Source organism: Bradyrhizobium sp. CB1717 (genome assembly GCF_029714325.1).
Lineage (GTDB): Bacteria > Pseudomonadota > Alphaproteobacteria > Rhizobiales > Xanthobacteraceae > Bradyrhizobium.
This window is the reverse complement of the sequence record NZ_CP121666.1, coordinates 2,156,639-2,174,130: the sequence shown is the minus strand read 5'-3', so window position 1 is coordinate 2,174,130 and position 17,492 is coordinate 2,156,639. Positions and strand designations below refer to the sequence as shown.

At 65.2% G+C, this 17,492-nt stretch carries 18 protein-coding genes; 7 read left to right on the top strand and 11 right to left on the bottom strand.

Translation table 11 applies throughout. The features are described from left to right. Positions 1-13: 13 nt before the first annotated feature. Positions 14-655 (top strand): OmpA family protein, encoded by a 642-nt coding sequence (locus tag QA649_RS10325; RefSeq protein WP_283024081.1) that lies wholly within the window; start codon positions 14-16, stop codon positions 653-655. Positions 656-712: 57 nt separating this feature from the next. Here the strand turns inward: QA649_RS10325 and QA649_RS10320 are convergent, their stop codons facing one another. Continuing rightward, positions 713-2,143 carry a phospholipid carrier-dependent glycosyltransferase gene (locus QA649_RS10320; protein ID WP_283024080.1) on the bottom strand — a complete coding sequence of 477 codons (1,431 nt, stop codon included), beginning with the start codon at positions 2,141-2,143 and terminating at the stop codon, positions 713-715. Between the two features lie 51 nt (positions 2,144-2,194). On the opposite strand from QA649_RS10320, the gene QA649_RS10315 reads away from it, so the two are divergent. Beyond that, positions 2,195-2,896: a FecR family protein gene (locus QA649_RS10315; RefSeq protein WP_211404211.1), complete on the top strand. Its 702-nt coding sequence runs from the start codon at positions 2,195-2,197 to the stop codon at positions 2,894-2,896. A 2-nt stretch (positions 2,897-2,898) separates the two neighbouring features. Next, positions 2,899-4,050: a hypothetical protein gene (locus QA649_RS10310; protein WP_283024079.1), complete on the top strand. Its 1,152-nt coding sequence runs from the start codon at positions 2,899-2,901 to the stop codon at positions 4,048-4,050. A gap of 111 nt (positions 4,051-4,161) precedes the next feature. Here QA649_RS10310 and QA649_RS10305 read toward each other — a convergent pair whose 3' ends face one another. The 3 genes from QA649_RS10305 to QA649_RS10295 all read right to left on the bottom strand — a co-directional run bounded on the left by QA649_RS10305 (position 4,162) and on the right by QA649_RS10295 (position 5,758). Further along, entirely contained in the window at positions 4,162-4,650 is a 489-nt protein-coding gene (locus QA649_RS10305) for a VOC family protein (RefSeq protein WP_283024078.1), read from the bottom strand. 35 nt (positions 4,651-4,685) lie between these two features. Further along, a complete protein-coding gene (locus QA649_RS10300) occupies positions 4,686-5,114 on the bottom strand; it encodes a VOC family protein (RefSeq protein WP_026312365.1) in 429 nt (142 codons plus the stop codon). A 128-nt stretch (positions 5,115-5,242) separates the two neighbouring features. Beyond that, a complete protein-coding gene (locus tag QA649_RS10295; protein ID WP_018645309.1) occupies positions 5,243-5,758 on the bottom strand; it encodes a cupin domain-containing protein in 516 nt (171 codons plus the stop codon). A gap of 128 nt (positions 5,759-5,886) precedes the next feature. Between QA649_RS10295 and QA649_RS10290 the strand changes: the two genes are divergently transcribed. Then, positions 5,887-6,105, top strand: a complete 219-nt coding sequence (locus QA649_RS10290) for a CsbD family protein (RefSeq protein ID WP_283024077.1) — start codon at positions 5,887-5,889, stop codon at positions 6,103-6,105. Positions 6,106-6,278: 173 nt separating this feature from the next. Here QA649_RS10290 and QA649_RS10285 read toward each other — a convergent pair whose 3' ends face one another. The 5 genes from QA649_RS10285 to ggt all read right to left on the bottom strand — a co-directional run bounded on the left by QA649_RS10285 (position 6,279) and on the right by ggt (position 12,487). Further along, the gene (locus QA649_RS10285; RefSeq protein WP_018645311.1) at positions 6,279-6,743 is read right to left on the bottom strand and encodes an FKBP-type peptidyl-prolyl cis-trans isomerase; all 465 of its coding nucleotides are present in this window, start codon (positions 6,741-6,743) and stop codon (positions 6,279-6,281) included. A gap of 62 nt (positions 6,744-6,805) precedes the next feature. Then, positions 6,806-9,094, bottom strand: coding sequence for a xanthine dehydrogenase family protein molybdopterin-binding subunit (locus tag QA649_RS10280; RefSeq protein ID WP_283024076.1), 2,289 nt, complete (start codon positions 9,092-9,094; stop codon positions 6,806-6,808). A gap of 2 nt (positions 9,095-9,096) precedes the next feature. After that, the gene (locus QA649_RS10275; protein WP_283024075.1) at positions 9,097-10,113 is read right to left on the bottom strand and encodes a xanthine dehydrogenase family protein subunit M; all 1,017 of its coding nucleotides are present in this window, start codon (positions 10,111-10,113) and stop codon (positions 9,097-9,099) included. A gap of 4 nt (positions 10,114-10,117) precedes the next feature. Further along, positions 10,118-10,732, bottom strand: a complete 615-nt coding sequence (locus QA649_RS10270; RefSeq protein ID WP_283024074.1) for a (2Fe-2S)-binding protein — start codon at positions 10,730-10,732, stop codon at positions 10,118-10,120. Positions 10,733-10,900: 168 nt separating this feature from the next. After that, a complete protein-coding gene (ggt, locus tag QA649_RS10265) occupies positions 10,901-12,487 on the bottom strand; it encodes a gamma-glutamyltransferase (protein WP_283024073.1) in 1,587 nt (528 codons plus the stop codon). A 220-nt stretch (positions 12,488-12,707) separates the two neighbouring features. Here ggt and QA649_RS10260 point away from each other — a divergent pair, with 220 nt between their 5' ends. Together QA649_RS10260 and QA649_RS10255 are read left to right on the top strand one after the other, a co-directional pair. Further along, the gene (locus tag QA649_RS10260) at positions 12,708-13,460 is read left to right on the top strand and encodes a rhodanese-related sulfurtransferase (protein ID WP_283024072.1); all 753 of its coding nucleotides are present in this window, start codon (positions 12,708-12,710) and stop codon (positions 13,458-13,460) included. Then, positions 13,450-13,668, top strand: a complete 219-nt coding sequence (locus tag QA649_RS10255) for a SlyX family protein (RefSeq protein WP_283024071.1) — start codon at positions 13,450-13,452, stop codon at positions 13,666-13,668. Before QA649_RS10260 ends, QA649_RS10255 begins: the two co-directional genes overlap by 11 nt. Before the next feature lie 16 nt (positions 13,669-13,684). Here QA649_RS10255 and QA649_RS10250 read toward each other — a convergent pair whose 3' ends face one another. Further along, positions 13,685-15,586, bottom strand: coding sequence for a diguanylate cyclase (locus QA649_RS10250; RefSeq protein WP_283024070.1), 1,902 nt, complete (start codon positions 15,584-15,586; stop codon positions 13,685-13,687). Positions 15,587-15,760: 174 nt separating this feature from the next. Further along, positions 15,761-15,976, bottom strand: a complete 216-nt coding sequence (locus QA649_RS10245; protein ID WP_283024069.1) for a hypothetical protein — start codon at positions 15,974-15,976, stop codon at positions 15,761-15,763. A 106-nt stretch (positions 15,977-16,082) separates the two neighbouring features. Between QA649_RS10245 and hemE the strand changes: the two genes are divergently transcribed. Then, a complete protein-coding gene (gene hemE, locus QA649_RS10240; RefSeq protein WP_283024068.1) occupies positions 16,083-17,117 on the top strand; it encodes a uroporphyrinogen decarboxylase in 1,035 nt (344 codons plus the stop codon). Positions 17,118-17,492 lie beyond the last annotated feature (375 nt).

Genomic DNA, 17,492 nt, shown 5'->3' with positions numbered 1-17,492 from the left:
GAGGAATACGACAATGACCCGTTTTGATAAGTTTTTTGGACTGAAGGCGATCACGCTCTCGGCGGCGCTGTCGATGACGGCGGGCCTGGCTCTGGCCGGCGACAACAACGTCTCCACCGACAAGATCCTGGATGCGCTGAAGCCGAAGCCGGTGACCCGCGGCCTGTCCGTCGGACCGCAGGCCGATCCGACCGCGCAGGCCAAGGAAGCGACGTTCCTGAACACGGTGCGCAACCGCTCGACCCGGTCGCTCTCGACGGGCGAGCGCGAGCAGATCGCCGAGCTCGCCGCGACCAAGCCGAAGATCGATCTGGAGATCCAGTTCGACTACAACTCGGCCGACATCGCCAAGACCTCGGTGCCGTCGGTACAGGCGCTCGGCAAGGCGCTGTCCGACCCGGCGCTGAAGGGCTCGACCTTCGTGGTCGCCGGCCACACCGATGCGATCGGCGGCGAAGAGTACAATCAGGGCCTCTCCGAACGGCGCGCCGACACCATCAAGAAGTACCTGGTGCAGAACTACGGCCTCAACGGCACCGATCTCGTCACCGTCGGCTACGGCAAGACCAAGCTGAAGGATACCGCCAACGGCGCCGACCCAATCAACCGCCGCGTCCAGGTCGTGAACATGGACACCAAGACCGCGTCGAAATGATCCCGAACTGATCGCAACTACAACAGGCCGCCTGCCCTCCCTCGGCAGGCGGCGGTTTCATATCCAGCTCTGGAACAGCATCAGCCGATTGAATGTCTGCATCGACGTGCCGATGAAGGCCGCCGAGATCGGCAGCATGACCGCAAACCCGACCGCGGCGACGCCGACATAGACCCACAGCAGCCAGCGCGGCATGCCGCCCCGGCGCAGGACGTAGACCAGTGCAAGCGACGCCGCGGTCGCGGCCGGCAGGTAGTAGTAGATGAATCCCAGCGTGCGCGGCAGCAACGCCCAGGCAAGCCAGGGGCCGAAGTAGAACGCGGCGATCAAGAACGCATCCCACCGGCGCGCGACGATGAAATCGCGCAGCACGACGGCGAGCGCAGCCAGCGCCGGCCACGCCACCAGAGGATTGCCGAGGAAGACGATCGCGGAGATGTTGTCCTCCGCCGTCTTGTCGAACAGGAACCACACCGGGCGCGCGAGCAGCGGCCAGGATGGCCACGAGCTCATATAGGTGTGCCCGGCGATCGCCGTCGTGGTGTTGTCGGCAAAGATCCGGCGCTGCGCCTCGACCAGATCGGTCAGCGACAATCCATAGAGCGGAACGAAGGCGGCGAGATAGGTCATCGCCGGCAGCACGGCGAAGCAAAGCGCGACCTGGAGGGCGCTGAAGTCTGGCCAGAGATCGGGCCGGTACCAGTCGTCCGGCTTCGCGTCGGCGAACAGCGTGCGCCAGCTCTGCATCAGGCGGATCACCGCGACGATGGCGATGCAGACTCCGAGTGGAAACAGGCCGCTCCATTTGCAAGCTGCGGCAAGACCGAACAGGGCGCCCGCGAATGCGAACAGTGCATGCGGCCGCTCCCTGCGAAAGCCATGCATGAAGGCGGCGGTCGCGAGCAGACCGAATCCGAGCGCAAAGATGTCGAGCATCGCGATGCGCGCCTGCACGTAGAGCATCTGATTGAAGGCCGCGATCAACGCGGCGGCGATCGCCGGCCCTTGCGCTGCGAACAGCGCGAGGCCGCACAGATAGATCGCGACGATGGCGAGCGCGCCGAACAACGCCCCGGGATAGCGCCAGCCCAGCGCGTTGTCGCCGAAGGTCGCGATCGATGCCGCGATCAGCTCCTTGGCCAACGGCGGATGCATCGGATTGAGCATCGGCTGCGACATCGCAGGCGCCAGCATCTGCCGCGCCGCCGGCACATAATGCACCTCGTCGAAGACGAATTTCTCAGGCGTCGTGAGTCCGATCAGCAGCGCCAGATGTGCTAGCAGGAAAATCGCGACAGCGATCACTGCACTCCGCGACATCATCGGAACCGCCACTGCTTCAAGCGACGTTTGTGGGGATTTCTTACGTGGCAATTCTGCTTCACCGCGGAGAAAAACAGGGACGGCACTTTTCATTGAACGCATTCTGCCGCAACTGTCACTAAGCATAGCGCAGGTCCCGCGCCGCTTGTGATAATTCCGCCACATCGCAAGCGCGCGCGATCCGGTACGATCAGGGACACATCGATCGGTTGCGAAATGAATTTGCGTTTTTGGCTTTTCCCCACACTGCTCACGGCCGCATTGTGCGCCGCGCCCTGCGCGCAGGCGCAGACGCGCGTCGGCGAAGCCGTCGTGATCCAGAACGAGGTGGTGCGGGTAGCCGCGACCACGACGCCGATCAGCGTCGGCGACAGCATGCTGCGCGACGAGACCGTGCGCACCGGCGCCGACAGCGCGGCCCGTTTCGTCATGGCCGACAGCACCAACCTCTCGCTCGGCCCGAGCGCGACGCTGAAGCTCGACCGCACCGTCTTCAACGACGAGCACAGCTATCGCGACGTCGCGATCCGGATGACGACAGGCGCATTCCGCTTCGTCACCGGGCATTCCGAGAAGACCGCCTACAAGATCACGACACCGCTCGCGACCATCGGCGTGCGCGGCACCACGCTCGACATCCTCTCCCAGCGCGGCCGCTCCGTCGTCGTGCTTCAGGATGGCGCCGCGAGCGTCTGCACGCTGAGCTTCCAATGCGTGCAGCTCACCCAGCCCGGCGACACCGCGATCATCACCTCGACCGGCGGCAAGGTCTCCATCACCAAGACCAACACGCCGCCCTGGACCTTCGCCGCCAACTGCGCCGCAAGCGCCGGGCTGTGCGCGGTCAACCAATATGCCGACGCCTCGCCGACCATCACGCCCGCCGTCCATGACGACGGCATGCTGTGCGGGCGCTGACGATGACGAAATTCCACGTCGGACGATTCATCCTTGCCGGCGTGCTGACCGCCGTCACCGCACTTGCCCTTGTCGCTCTGGACGTCCGCCCGGCTGCAGCCCAGGCGGCGTGCGAGTCCGAGTGCACCACCGGACCGACACCCATTCCGACCTATTCACCCTCACCTTCGCCCTCTCCGTCGCCGACCCCCTCTCCGTCACCATCGCCGAACCCGTATCCGTCGCCCTCGCCGAGCCCGTCTGCACCGCCGGGCCCGACCGGCGCGGATTCCAGCGGCAATTCGATCGGCGGTCTCGCCAATCAGCGCTTCAACCAGATGATCACCAACCGGGTGCTCGGCACGGTGCTGCTCGGCGTCAACGAGCAGATCAATTGCAGCGACTGCATCAGCGCATTCGGCTCGGCCGGCTCGTTCTCGGCCGGCATCCACGGCCGCAAGGAGCTGACCAACAATCTGTCGCTGCTCGCCGGCATCGCCTACACGCAATACAACGAGGGCGGCTACAAGATCACCAGCGCGCCGATCGGCGCTTTCGCGCTGCGCTATGACTTCACCGATTGGGGCTCCTCGCGCCCGTTCTTCGACGTCGGCACCATCCTGACGCCATGGGAGAAGGCGCGCTATACCCGCAGCTACGACACCAGCCTCGGCCCGGTCAGCGTCACCAGCTCGACCAACGCCTCGAACTACGCGGTCTATGGCCGTGCCGGTTGGATGAGCCGCGTGTCACCGCGCGACGAGGTCGCAGCCTCGATCGAGGTCTGGCAGCTTTGGCAACGCGTCTCCGGCTATAGCGACAATGCGGTGGCGTTCAATCCATTCGACGCCAGCATCGCTGATGGCACCGACCGCACCAGCCTCGTCAAGATCGGCGGCCAGTGGACGCATCTGTTCGGCAGCAACATCGAGACCAACATCAACGGCGGCTGGGTGCAGTCGTTCGCCAGCCATAGCGGCATCGTCGCCACGGTGACCGGCAACGGCACGGTGGTGCCGACCATGGGCAACCAGGGCTGGTTCGAATATGGCGGCCGCCTCGGCTTCCGCGTGCAGAAGGGCTGGATCGTGGATTTGTTCGCCAACGGCACGCTGGGCCCGCAACCGGTCGGCAATACGATTCATGGCGGCGTGGGGCTGAGGATCAATTATTAGCGGCGGGCACGGCCTGGTAGGGTGGGCAAAGCGAAGCGTGCCCACCAGCTCTCTCGGTTGAGGCAAGATGGTGGGCGCGCCTTTGCCCACCCTGCGGCACCGATGTTGACGTCACGCCGCCGACTTGCCCTCGAACGCACGGCGCAACAAGTCCACATCCAGCTTCACCATCTTCATCATCGCCTGCATCGCACGCGCCGCGGCGGCCTTGTCGGGGCTCGACAAAAACTCGAACATCACCTTCGGCACCACCTGCCAGGCGACGCCCCAGCGATCCCTCAGCCAACCGCACTGCTCCGCCTTGCCGCCATGGGCCAGGAACGCGCTCCAGACGCTGTCGACCTGAGCCTGGTCGTCGCAATGGATCATCAGCGAGATCGCGTGGGTGTACTCCATCTTCATGCCGCCGTTGAGCGCGACCAGGGGCTGCCCCGCCACCGTGAATTCGACGACGAGCACAGAGCCCGTCTTGCCGGACGGGCCGTCCGAAACGTTGCGCTGAACGTGCGTGATCTCGGAATTCGGCACCAGCGAGGTGTAGAACTTCGCAGCTTCTTCGGCATCGCCGTTGAACCACATGCAGGGCACGAGCTTGGACATCGTGAATGCTCCTCTTCAGCTGGCTTGGGTTTCGATCAGGCGTCCGCCATGTCGGACTGCGCGGCGAAAGCCGCGAGGTCCATCCAGTTCACACCCCACATGTGGCCGTCCGGATCCTCGAAGCTGCGGCCGTACATGAAGCTGTATTCGTCCTTCGGGCCGGGATCGGCCACCCCGCCCGCCGCCTCGGCCTTGCCGACGATCTCGTCGACCTCGTTGCGGCTGTCCGCGGACAGGCAGAACAGCACCTGGTTCGAGGTCCTAGCATCCGAGATCGGCTTCGGCGTGAACTGGCGGAATTTGTCGTGGGTCAGCAGCATGGCGAAAATGGTCTCGGAGAAGACCATGCAGCTCGCCGTCTCGTCGGAAAATTGCGGGTTCCTGACCGCGCCGACCGCCTCATAGAAAGCGGTCGCGCGCTTGAGGTCGGTCACCGGCAAATTGACGAAGATCATCCTGGGCATCGGAAGCTCCTTGGGCGGGGTTCTGCCCAAGGACGGATGGCCCGACGACCATCCGACACGACTTCCGAATATTTTTTGCCCCTAACCTGCGGGGTTCTGTCGCAGCGAACCCCGCGCGGCCTTCAGCCTTACTTCTTCTCGTTGGGGTCCCGGTGCACGGGGTCGATCCACAGCACGGTCTCGGGCTTCTCGACCGGCTCGATGTCGAGGTTGATCGCGACCGCCTCGCCGTCGCTGCGCACCAGCACGCATTCCAGCACCTCGTCCGGGCTGGCGTTGATCTCCTGATGCGGCACGTACGGGGGCACGAAAATGAAGTCACCAGGGCCAGCCTCCGCGGTGAATTGCAGCTTCTCGCCCCAGCGCATCCGCGCCTTGCCCTTCACCACATAGATGACGCTTTCGAGATGGCCGTGGTGATGCGCGCCGGTCTTGGCGTCGGGCTTGATGCTGACGGTGCCCGCCCACAATTTCTGCGCGCCGACGCGCGCGAAATTGATCGCCGCCGCGCGGTCCATGCCTGCCGTCGACGGCACGTTGGTATCGAGCTGGTTGCCGGGAATGACACGCACGCCGTCATGTTTCCAGCGATCGTCGTGATGATCGTGGTCATGGTGGGAATGTGAATGGTCATGGCCGGTCATGAGACTTGCTTTCTGTTGGTTCCGTGCGCGGCAAACTAACCCGAAGCCGCATCCGCAAGCCATACCAAAATCGGAACCCTCGTAGCTGCCTGACGTTGTCCTCGCGCGCAAAATGGAAGGAGAGCTTCATGGGTAGCACGACCGACAAGATCAAGGGCACCGCCAACGAGACGATCGGCAAGGCCAAGCAGGGCATCGGGGAAGCCACCGGTTCCGAGCGCTTGCAGGGCGAAGGCGCGGTCCAGGAGGTCAAGGGCAAGGGCCAGCAAGCCATGGGCGATGCCAAGGACGCCGCAAAGGACGCGATGGATCGCGCCGCGGCTGCGGCACGCCGCGCGGCGGAGTGACGCATCGATCTGAAAACGAAAAGACCGGCCGCGAGGCCGGTCTTTTTGTTTGTCTTGCTCAGTCATCCCGGGGCGATGCGTAGCATCGAACCCGGGATCTCGAGATGCCCCGGTGCGCAATTGCGCACCTGAAGTCTGGTCCGTCGGACCATCCCGGAATGACGGCTGCGCCGTCACTTCACCGCGAGCAATTCCACGTCGAACATCAGCGTCGCGTTCGGCGGGATCACGCCGCCGGCGCCGCGTGCGCCGTAGCCGAGCTGCGGCGGAATGATCAGCGTGCGCTTGCCGCCGACCTTCATCGAGGCGACGCCCTCGTCCCAGCCCGCGATCACGCGGCCCTTGCCGATCGGAAACTCGAATGGCTCCTTGCGATCGACGGAGGAGTCGAATTTCTTGCCCTTCTGGCCGTTCTCATAGAGCCAGCCGGTATAATGCATCACGCAGATCTGGCCGGGCTGCGGCGAGGCGCCGGTGCCGACGGCGGTATCGATGATCTGCAAGCCTGAAGCTGTGGTCATGGTCTTTCCTGCGGTCTGGGCCGAGGCCGTGGTGGAAACGAAATCGGACACGCTGGCGATCACGGTGATCGCGAGTGCCGACATGATAGCGAGGAGCACGCGCTGGAAACGCTGCATTAAGACACCTTCCATTTGAGGCGGGAGGTGTCTAACCCAACGCCGTCGCCGTTTCCACCCCTTTAGACCTCGATATTTTCCAGCCTGACCGGGAGCTTGCGGATGCGCTGACCGGTGGCGTGATAGAGCGCGTTGCAGATCGCCGCATTGGTGCCGACATTGGCGAGCTCGCCGAGCCCCTTCGCGCCCGCGGGATTGATGTGATCGTCCTGCTCGGAGAGCAGGATCACCTCGACGCCGGGGACGTCCGCGTTCACTGGCACGAGATAGTCGGCAAGATTGTCGTTGACGTAGCGCGCATTGCGCTCGTCGATCTCGGTGGCCTCCAGCAGCGCCGAGGACATGCCCCAGATCAGGCCGCCCATCAGCTGGCTCCGCGCCGTGCGCGGGTTCATGATGCGGCCGGCCGCGAACGCGCCGACGAGGCGAGGACAGCGGATCTCGTGCGTGAAGCGGTTGACCCTGACCTCGACGAATTCGGCACCGAATGCGTAGGCGATCTTGTCCTTCATTTGATGGCCGCCGACGAGACGTACGTGCCCGCTGTGCATGGCCCGGAACGAGTCCAGCGGCGCGCCTTCCGGCTTCCACTCGCCATATTCCTCGACCACGCTGACGCCGAGCGCGTCGAAGGCCTTCTCGATATCGAGCGGACGATCGCTCTTCGCGGCCTGGGTCGTTGGCGCCTGGCTGATGCCAACGGTCTCCTTGGCCTTGTCTGTGAGACTGTCAGGCATCACGGCCTTGAACAGGCGCCGGCGAATCTGGTCGCACACCATCATCACCGCCGAGCAGGTGCTCGCGGTCGAGTTCGAGCCGCCTGCAACCGGCGCCGGCGGCAGATCGCTGTCGCCGATGAAGACCGCGACCTTCTCCAGGGGCACGCCGAGCCGCTCTGCCGCGGTCTGCGCGATGACCGTATAGGCCCCGGTCCCGATCTCATGACCGGCGATCTCGACCCGGGTACGGCCGTCACGCTGGAGGCGCACACGGGCGGCTGCCGGTCCCATCTGGGTCGGATAGCAGGTGGCCGCGCAGCCGTAGCCGATCAGCCAGTCGCCCTCCGCCATCGATTTCGGCTGCGGCGATCGCTGCGACCAGCCGAACGCCTTGGCAGCCTCGTCGAAGCACGCCATCAGCGATCGCGACGTATAGGGCTTGCCTTCGATCGGCTCGGTGGTGGTGTCATTGATGCGGCGGAGCTCGACGGGATCCATGTCGAGCTTCACGGCGAGCTCGTCCATCGCGCTTTCCAGCGCGAACAGATACGGCACCTCCGGCGGGGAGCGCATGAAGCCCGGCGTATTGCGGTCTGCGCGCACGATCGACACCAGACTGTCGACATTCGGGCAGGCATAGAGCCGCGTCGTCGTCTTGGTGCCGCCGACGCAATACGCATCCGGCCGCGAGGAGACCTCGGCGCCTTCGTGCCTGAGCGCCACCAGCTTGCCGTCGCGGCTGGCGCCGAGCTTGATCTCGTGGCGCGTCTCGGCGCGGTAGGTCGTGATGGTAAAACCCTGGTCGCGGGTCGGAACCAGCTTGATCGGCCGGTTCAAACGTTTTGCGATGGCGGCAATGATCGCGGTGCGCGGCGTCATCGAGCCGCGCGAGCCAAAGCCGCCGCCGACGTAAGGGTTGACCACGCGGACCTTGTCGGCGTCGATGCCGAGTTGCTCGGCGACGCCGTTCTTCAGACCATGGACGTACTGGCTGGGCTCGTAGATGACGAGATCGTCGCCGATCCAGGCGCAGCTCGTCGTGAACAGCTCCATCGGATTGTGGTGCTGCGGCGGCGTACCGTAGGCGGCGGTGAGCTGTATCTCGGCCGCCTCGAACGCCTTAGCGAAATCGCCGACCTTCGGGTCTTCCTTGAACTGCGAGTTTTGTCCCTTCGCGGCGGCTGTCGTCGTGCCCGGCGAGTCGAAGGTCGCGCTGGGCGTAACGACCGTATAGCTGACCTTGACGCGATTGGCCGCCTCGCGCGCGGCCTCGTAGCTTTCGGCGACGACGACCGCGATGATCTGGCCGTCATGGGCGATGTCGGGCGACTTCAGTGGTTGGATCGTGGTCCCGGCATAGCCGCCATTGCTGAACAGTTTTGATTCCTTCAGCTTTGGCGCATTCTCGTGCGTGACGATGTCGATCACGCCGCGAACGCCCCGGGCGTCGTCGAGGTCGAAATTGTCGATGCGGCCCTTGGAAATCGCGCTGGTGACCAGGAACGCATAGGCCGGATTGGCCAGCGGCATGTCGGACGCGTAGGTCGCCCGCCCCGTGACCTTCGAGTGCGCGTCATAACGCGGCACGGGCTGGCCCATATTCGCCTTTGGCTCGGGAGCAGCAGCAGTCATGGTCAAATCTCCATCGTTACGGCCTGCTGGAGCGCGCGTGCCACCACGCGCTTGCCGAGCGCGATCTTGAAGCTGTTGTGCCGGCGGCCGCGCGCGTCTGCAAAGGCGGCATCAGCAGCGCGCTGCGCCAGGCCGTCATCGAACCTCTGCCCCTTAAGCAGCGCCTCCGCCTCGCGGGCGCGCCAGGGAACCGTGGCAACGCCGCCGAGCGCGACACGCGCGTCCCGGATCGTGCCATCCTGCACGTCGAGCGCGATCGCAGCGGACGACAGGGCGAATTCGTAGGATTGCCGGTCCCGCGCCTTGAGGTAGACCGACCGCGGCCAGCGGCCGGAGACAGTAAAGGCCGAGATCAGCTCGCCCGGCTGCAGCGTGGTCTCGATATCAGGCGAATTGCCCGGCGCCTTGTGCAGCTCCGCGAAGGGTATGCTGCGGCTGCCGGACTTGCCCGTGATCTCGACCGACGCATCCAGCGCGATCAGGGCCTGGGCGAAATCGCCGGGATAGGTCGCGATGCACTGATCGGAGACGCCGAGCACTGCATGCATGCGGTTGACGCCGTCCATCGCCGCGCAGCCCGAGCCCGGATTGCGCTTGTTGCAGTTCGCGTAGGAGACATCGCGAAAATAGCTGCAGCGCGTCCGCTGCATCACATTGCCGCCGAGCGTTGCCATGTTGCGCAGCTGGGCGCTGGCGGCGAGCTTCAGGGAATTGGCGATGACGGGATAGTTGCGCTGGATCTCGTCATGCGCGGCGACGTCGGACATCTTCGCTAGCGCGCCGAGCCGCAGGTTCTCGCCATCAGGCTCGATCGCCGACCAGCCTTGTGCGAGCGGATTGATGTCGACGATCGCGGTCGGCCGCATCACGTCGAGCTTCATCAGATCGATCAGCGTAGTGCCGCCGGCAAGCGGCTGCGCGGTGGCATGGGTCAGCGGATTGTTGGCCGCGGCAGCGGCGCTGAGCGCCTGCACCGCCATGTCGGGGTCCGTCGCCTTCTGATACAGGAAGGGTCGCATGCGCTTAGCCTTTCGATATCTCGGGCGCAGCCTGCTTCACGGCCGCGACGATGTTGGGATAGGCGGCACAGCGGCAGATGTTACCGCTCATGTATTCGCGGATGTCGGCCTCGGAGCCCGCATGACCTTCCTTCACGCAGGCAATCGCCGACATGATCTGGCCGGGCGTGCAATAGCCGCATTGGAACGCATCATTGTCGACGAAGGCCTGCTGCATCGGGTGCAGGCGATCATCGGTGGCGAGGCCTTCGATCGTCGTGATCTCCTGCCCTTCGGCTGCAAGCGCCAGCGTCAGGCACGACACCACGCGGCGGTCACCGATCAGCACCGTGCATGCGCCGCACTGGCCGTGGTCGCAACCTTTCTTGCTGCCGGTGAGGCCCATATGCTCGCGAAGCGCGTCGAGCACGGTCGTGCGCGCATCGATGCGCAGGCGCCGATCCTTGCCGTTCACATGCAGCGTGACGTCGACCGGGGCTGACGGATCCTGTGCGGCCGGTGCGCGTGGGTCCTGCGCAGCCGCGCGCGCCGTCATCGGAACAAGCGCGCTGCCGGCAGCACCGGCCATGAAGGCGCGTCGGTCGAAGCCGGATGGTCTGGAACTCGAGTTGTCGGGCATGAACGGCCTCCGCCGCTTTCGGATCAAGCGGCGCACACCTGCGCCGCTCCGCCCTTAACTGGGAGCGATGAGCCCCGTTCCGAATGAGAAAGGGCGGCGCAGCTGATGCCGCGCCGCCCTCCGTCAACTTTTTCTGATCGTCCGCGAGGAACCTGTCTCGCAGCCTGATCAATAACCCAGCGCGCAGCCGTCCTTGCGCGGATCGGAACCACCGGTGAGCGTGCCCTTGTCCCAATCGATCCAGATCGCCTGGGCGCCGCCGAGCGGGCCGACCACGCTGGTGGTCTTGTGGCCGAGCTTCTTCAGACCCTCGACGATGTCGGCGGGAACGCTGTCCTCGAGCTGGTACTGGCCCTCGTAGTGCAGGCCGCGCGGCATGTCGATCGCTTCCTGCACGTCGCAGCCGTAATCGAGGATGTTGGTCAGCAGATGAGTCTGGCCGGTCGGCTGGTACTGGCCGCCCATCACCGCGAACGACATCGTGGAACGGCCGCCCTTGGTGAGCAGGCCCGGCATGATCGTGTGCAGCGGGCGCTTGCCGCCTTCGATGCAGTTGGGATGGCCGGGCTGGATGCGGAAGCCGCCGGCGCGGTTCTGGAACAGCACGCCGGTCTTGTTGGAGACGATCGCCGAGCCGAAGGAGTGCGCCACCGAATTGATGAACGAGCAAACGTTGCGGTCCTTGTCCACCACCGTGATGTAGATGGTCGAGGGATTCATCGGCGGCGCGACGTTGGGCAGGTCGAGCATGCCGTCCATGCGGATCTTGCTGATGTACTCGTCGGCAAAACCCTTCTCGAGCATCTCGGCGACGTTGATCTTCATGTGCTCGGGCGAGGCGACGTGCATCTCGCGATTCATATAGGCGATGCGCGCGGCCTCCGCCTCGAGATGGAAGCGCTCGACGCTGACGGGCGCGTATTTGGTCAGGTCGAAGCGCGACAGGATGTTGAGCATCAGGAGCGCGGTGACGCCCGGGCCGTTCGGCGGGCACTGCCAGACGTCGTAGCCCTTGTACATGGAGCCGATCGGCGTGGTCACTTCGGTCGTGTGCGCGGCGAAATCGTCGAGCGTGTGCAAACCGCCGATGCCGCGCAGAGTCTCGACCATGTCCTCCGCGATCGCGCCCTTGTAGAAGGCGTCGCGGCCGTCCTTGGCGATCGCGCGCAGCGTCTTGCCGAGCTCGGCCTGGCGGATGACGTCGCCGGCCACCGGCGGCTTGCCGCCCGGCAGCAGGTAGCGCACGGTGTTGGTGCCATTCTTCAGCTTCTCGAACTGGTTCTTCCAGTCGAAGGCGATGCGCGGGGCGACGACATAGCCCTCCTCAGCCGCCTTGATCGCGGGCTGGAGCAGGCGGTCGAAGCCGAACTTGCCGTGATCGCGCAGCACGGTCGCAAAGGCGTCGATCACGCCGGGGATCGAGACCGCATGCGCCGAAGTCAGCGGCACGGAGTTGATCTTGCGCTCGAGATACCAGTCGGCGCTCGCCGCCTTCGGGGCGCGGCCGGAGCCGTTATAGGCGATGATCTTGCCTTCACCGCGGGGCTGGATCAGCGCAAAGCAGTCGCCGCCGATACCGGTCGACTGCGGCTCGATCACGCCGAGCAAGGCCGAGCCGGCGACCGCCGCGTCCACCGCCGTGCCGCCCTCGCGCAGCACCTCGATCGCGGCCAGCGAGGCCAGCGGATGCGAGGTCGCAACCATCGCGTTGGTGGCGTGGACCGTGGACCTGCCGGGGAAATGGAAGTTTCTCATCGAATTCTTGCTCTCGTTAGGCGTTCTTGAGGCTTTCTTGGCCGTGGATGCGCGCGCCGCGCCGTCTCGGAAAAAACCGGGTCTACATGACACATTCCGGCCCATCGGGGCAATGCTGGCATACCAGGGAAATGGCAGCCATCCGCTGGGCGTATAGACGGGAATTAACCTTCAGCCATGCGGGTTTTCTGGGCGGCGGCCGCCTGCTAAACGAGCCGCCATGATCACCAAGGTCTGCGCCTTCTATCAATTCGCCGCCCTGCCCGATTACCGCGAGCTGCGCGAGCCGCTGCGCGCGCTCTGCGCCGGCCTTGCGCTGAAGGGCAGCGTGCTGCTGGCCGAGGAGGGCATCAACGGCACCATCGCGGGCGCGGCCGAGGCGATCGACACGTTCGCCCACGAGCTCGCACACGGCGCCCTGTTCGGCGGCCGGCTGAACAGCCTCGAATTGAAGTTCTCGACCGCTGAGGCGATGCCGTTCGGCCGCCTCAAAGTGCGGCTGAAGAAGGAGATCGTCACGCTGGGCGATGTGGCCGCCGATCCGACGCGTCAGGTCGGTACCTATGTCGATGCGAACGAATGGAACGCGCTGATCGCGGCACCCGACACGCTGGTGTTAGATACCCGCAACGCCTTCGAAGTCGCGATGGGAACGTTCGAGGGCGCGGTCGATCCTCACATCAAGAGCTTTGGCCAGTTCAAGGAGTTTGCCGCGGAGAAGCTCGATCCGGCCAAACACCGCAGGATCGCGATGTTCTGCACCGGCGGCATCCGCTGCGAAAAGGCGAGCGCACACCTGCTCGCCCGCGGCTTTGCCGAGGTCTATCACCTCAAGGGCGGCATCCTGAAATATCTGGAAGTGGTGCCGGAGGCACAGAGCCGCTGGCGCGGCGAGTGCTTCGTGTTCGACGAGCGCGTTGCGCTTGGCCATGGCTTGAGGGAACGGGACAAGGACGCGGCACGTGACGAATGAGATCAAGACGCTGAGCGAGCGCATCGACACGCTGGAGATGCGCATCGCCTATCAGGACGACACGATCGAGACGCTCAACCAGACCATCACCGCGCAGTGGAAGCAGATCGACGCGCTGACGCGGAAGATCGCAGAGCTCGGCGAGCGACTGCAGAACGCCGAAGCCAATGCGCCGGGCCCCGCCAACGAGCGCCCGCCGCATTATTGAGCGACATTGACAGCTCTTACTGGCCTGACGCCTTTGGCAGCAGGGTCATGACCTCGCCCGACATCATCAGGCGGTCGCGGCCGGCATCCTTGGCGGCGTAGAGCGCGCGATCGGCGGCCTCTACCAGCGAAGCGACTCCTGCGGTTCGCTCGAAGGTCGGCCGGCAGGCCGCGCCGCCGAGCGAGGCGCTCACGCGTCCTGAAATCGGGCTCGATGCGTGGACGAGGTTCGCCCGGTGAATGGCCTCGCGGATCCGTTGGCCGATCCGGGCGCAGCCGGCCGCATCCGTGTTCGGCAGCAGCATGGCGAATTCCTCGCCGCCGTAGCGCGCCGCCAGATCACCGGCGCGCTGCATCTCGGCCGCGAGGATTCCGGCGATCACGCGCAGGCAGGCATCGCCCGCGGGGTGGCCGTATTCGTCGTTGTAGGCCTTGAAGTGGTCGACGTCGATCATCAGCAAAGCGAGGCTGGACCGGTCGCGATAGGCGCGCGCCCACTCGTCCTTCAGACGCTCGTCGAAGCGGCGCCGGTTGGCAAGCCCGGTGAGGCTGTCCTCGGTCGCGAGCGTCTCGAGCCTGGTTTCCAGCGTCTTCTGCTCGGTGATGTCGCGCGAGATCGCGACCACACCATCAACACGGCCGTTGTCCTTGCGCGTCACCCGCATCGTCGATTCGAGCCAGACCTCGCCCTTCTGCCGGTGCGAGTTGCGGTAGGTGACGCGCGCCTCCTCCGTCTCGCCGCGCTTCATGGCGTCGACGAGGGCCTGGACCTGCGGCAGGTCGTCGGCATGAATGCCGGCGAGCGCGGGCGTTCCGATCAGCTGATTGGCGCGCCATCCGACGACGCGGACCGACGACGGCGAGACGTAGCGCAGCCGCTCGTCGAGCCCGATCCGGGTCACCATGTCGCTGGAGCCCTCGGCAAGCAGGCGGAAATGCGCTTCCTTCTCGACCAGGGCGGCGGCCATGCGCTGCCCGCGCTGCAACTGCCGCACCAGCACCGCGCCGATGATCGCGATCAGCATGACCAGTGCAAGCACGTAGAGCATGCGGGAAACTGCGGCGGCGCGCCAGGGCGCCAGCAGTGCGTCCTTGTCCACGGTGGCGAGCAGGAAGAACGGATAGCGGCCCGAGCGCTTGAAGAAGCTGACGCGTTCGGCGCCGTCCAGCGGCGACTTGAAGTGATAGGCGCCGCTCGGCCGTTGCAGGCTCGGGTCGCGAAACAGCGGCTTGTCGGCGACGCTGCGTCCGACGAATTTCTCGTTGCTCGGGTAGCGTGCGACGATCAGGCCGTCGCCATGTGTCAGCGCCACGGAGCTGTTGCGGCCGATCTCGAACTGCTCGTAGAAATGCGACAAATATCCGGAGCCGATGGTCGCGAGCACCACGCCGCCAAAGCTGCCATCCAGCTTGTTGAAGCGGCGCGACAGGGTGACGACCCATTCGCCATCGAGCAGGCTCTTCACGGGACGGCCGAGATGGGCCTCTCGTTTCGGCGAGAGCTGGTGATGGCGGAAGAACGCGTCGTCGCTGAGTGTCGAGCCGATCGTGCCGGGCGAGGTCAGCCAGTTGCCCTGGTCGTCGATGATGGCGAAGCTGTGCACGCGCTCCGTCGCCTTCTTGCGCACCTCCATGAGGTATCTGAGCTTGGCGATCGTGGCGGGGTCGGTGCCGTCCATCTCGAGCCGGCTGACGACGCCCACGACGCCCGAATCGAGCAGGTCGAGGCTGTCCTCGGCATGCTGGGTCAGCGAGCGTGCAACGTTCGCCATCTCGGTTTCGGCGCCCCTGAGCACCGCGTCTCGCGCGGCCCATTCACGCCAGGCGCTGACGCCGAGGATGGTCGCGCAGGTCAGCACGACAAACGCCGCCGCACGCAGCGGCAGGCGGCTCCATCCGGCTCGTTGGGTAGCGCTCATGCGGCAGAGTTCTCCGATCGTTTCGGAAACTCTGCGGCTTCTCTTAGTGAACTCTGAAATCACTACTGGAATACGCGGCTATCTCCCCGCTTTCCAGTAGTCTTACGGACGCCGCGATCAGCGCATTGCTAACAAGACCTTAGCAGGCCGATCGGAATCCGGCGTCCCACGCCGCTAGCTGAAGATCGCCTTAACCTTGTCCCAGAGCGAAGGGGCGTCTGCCTCCGCATCGGCCTTCGACGGCGTCGGCTGGGCCGCGCTCACGGGATCGGACGCCGGGAAGCTGTCTTCCAGGCCGGTATCGAGCTTGGCGTGACGATCGGCGGCGAGCGCCTCACGCAGATCGTCGGCGTGCTTGTCGTGCGGGGCGGGATTGAATCTCTCAGCCATGATCTCCTCCTTTGGCTGGTCAACGCGACCCGATTGCGCTGGTTCCCCTGTTCCGCTGAGCGCCGGGGCGGTGTATCAGGAGCCATAACCTCGTTCAGGACCATTCGTGCCCCAGCCTGCAAAAAAGCTCTTCATCGACGTGCTCTCCGGCCAGCGCCAGCCCGTCCCGCCCATGTGGATGATGCGACAGGCCGGCCGCTATTTGCCGGAATATCGCGAGGTGCGCGCCAAGGCCGGCGGCTTCCTCGATCTCTGCTTCAACCCGGAGCTGGCAGCCGAGGTGACGCTGCAACCGATCCGCCGGTTCGGTTTCGACGCAGCCATCATCTTCTCCGACATTCTCGTGATCCCCTACGCACTCGGCCGCTCGGTGCGCTTCGAGGTTGGCGAAGGCCCGCGGCTCGAGCCGCTGGACGATCCGGCCAAGGTCGCAACGCTCGCCGCGCAGGCGGACTTCAGCAAGCTCGCGCCGGTGTTCGAGGCGCTGAAGATCGTGCGCGGCGCGCTCGATCCCAGGACCGCGCTGATCGGCTTCTGCGGTGCGCCGTGGACGGTGGCGACCTACATGGTCGCGGGCCACGGCACGCCCGACCAGGCGCCGGCTCGGATGATGGCCTACCGGCACCCCGAGGCGTTTTCCAAAATCATCGACGTGCTGGTCGACAGCTCGATCGAGTATCTGCTGGCGCAGCTCGCCGCCGGCGCCGATGCCCTGCAGATCTTCGACACCTGGGCCGGCGTGCTGCCGCCGGCCGAATTCGCGCGCTGGTCAACCGAGCCGACCCGGCGCATCGTCGAAGGCGTGCGCGCAAAAGTGCCGGATGCGAAGATCATCGGCTTTCCGCGCGGCGCCGGTGCGCAATTGCCCGGTTATGTCGAGGCCACCGGCGTCAACGCCGTCAGCATCGACTGGACCGCGGAGCCGGCCTTCATCCGCGAGCGCGTGCAGAGCAAGGTCGCCGTGCAGGGCAATCTCGATCCCTTGGTGCTGATCACGGGTGGCGCCGCGCTCGACCGCGCGGTCGACAACGTGCTGGCCAATTTCGCCGAGGGGCGGCTGATCTTCAATCTCGGTCACGGCATCCAGCCGGAGACGCCGATCGCCCATGTCGAGCAGATGATCAAGCGGGTGCGGGGCTGATTTTTCCGCCTCTTAAGGGGCGGAAACAAAAAAGTGCGAAAACAACCCCATGCACAGTAGAGCGACCACGCCCGGTCAATGACTTAGCGCGCGCCGAAATCAGATGAGCCGTCATCGCACCGGATCGCGTCGACCTTTGACACGTCGGGCAAAACAGGAGCAGGATGGCATCATCGCGCCGCTGCCCCGTTTTGAGAAAGGCCAGCGTGCCAACCGGCCTCGCCGAAGCGGGTTAGACGACGGCTCCTCACCACACCCGTCATTGCGAGCCAACGGGTCCGCGCAAAGCGCGGCCCGATGACAGGCTCCGCGAAGCAATCCAGAATCCTTCCGCGGGTAGCAGTCTGGATTGCTTCGCTGCGCTCGCAATGACGA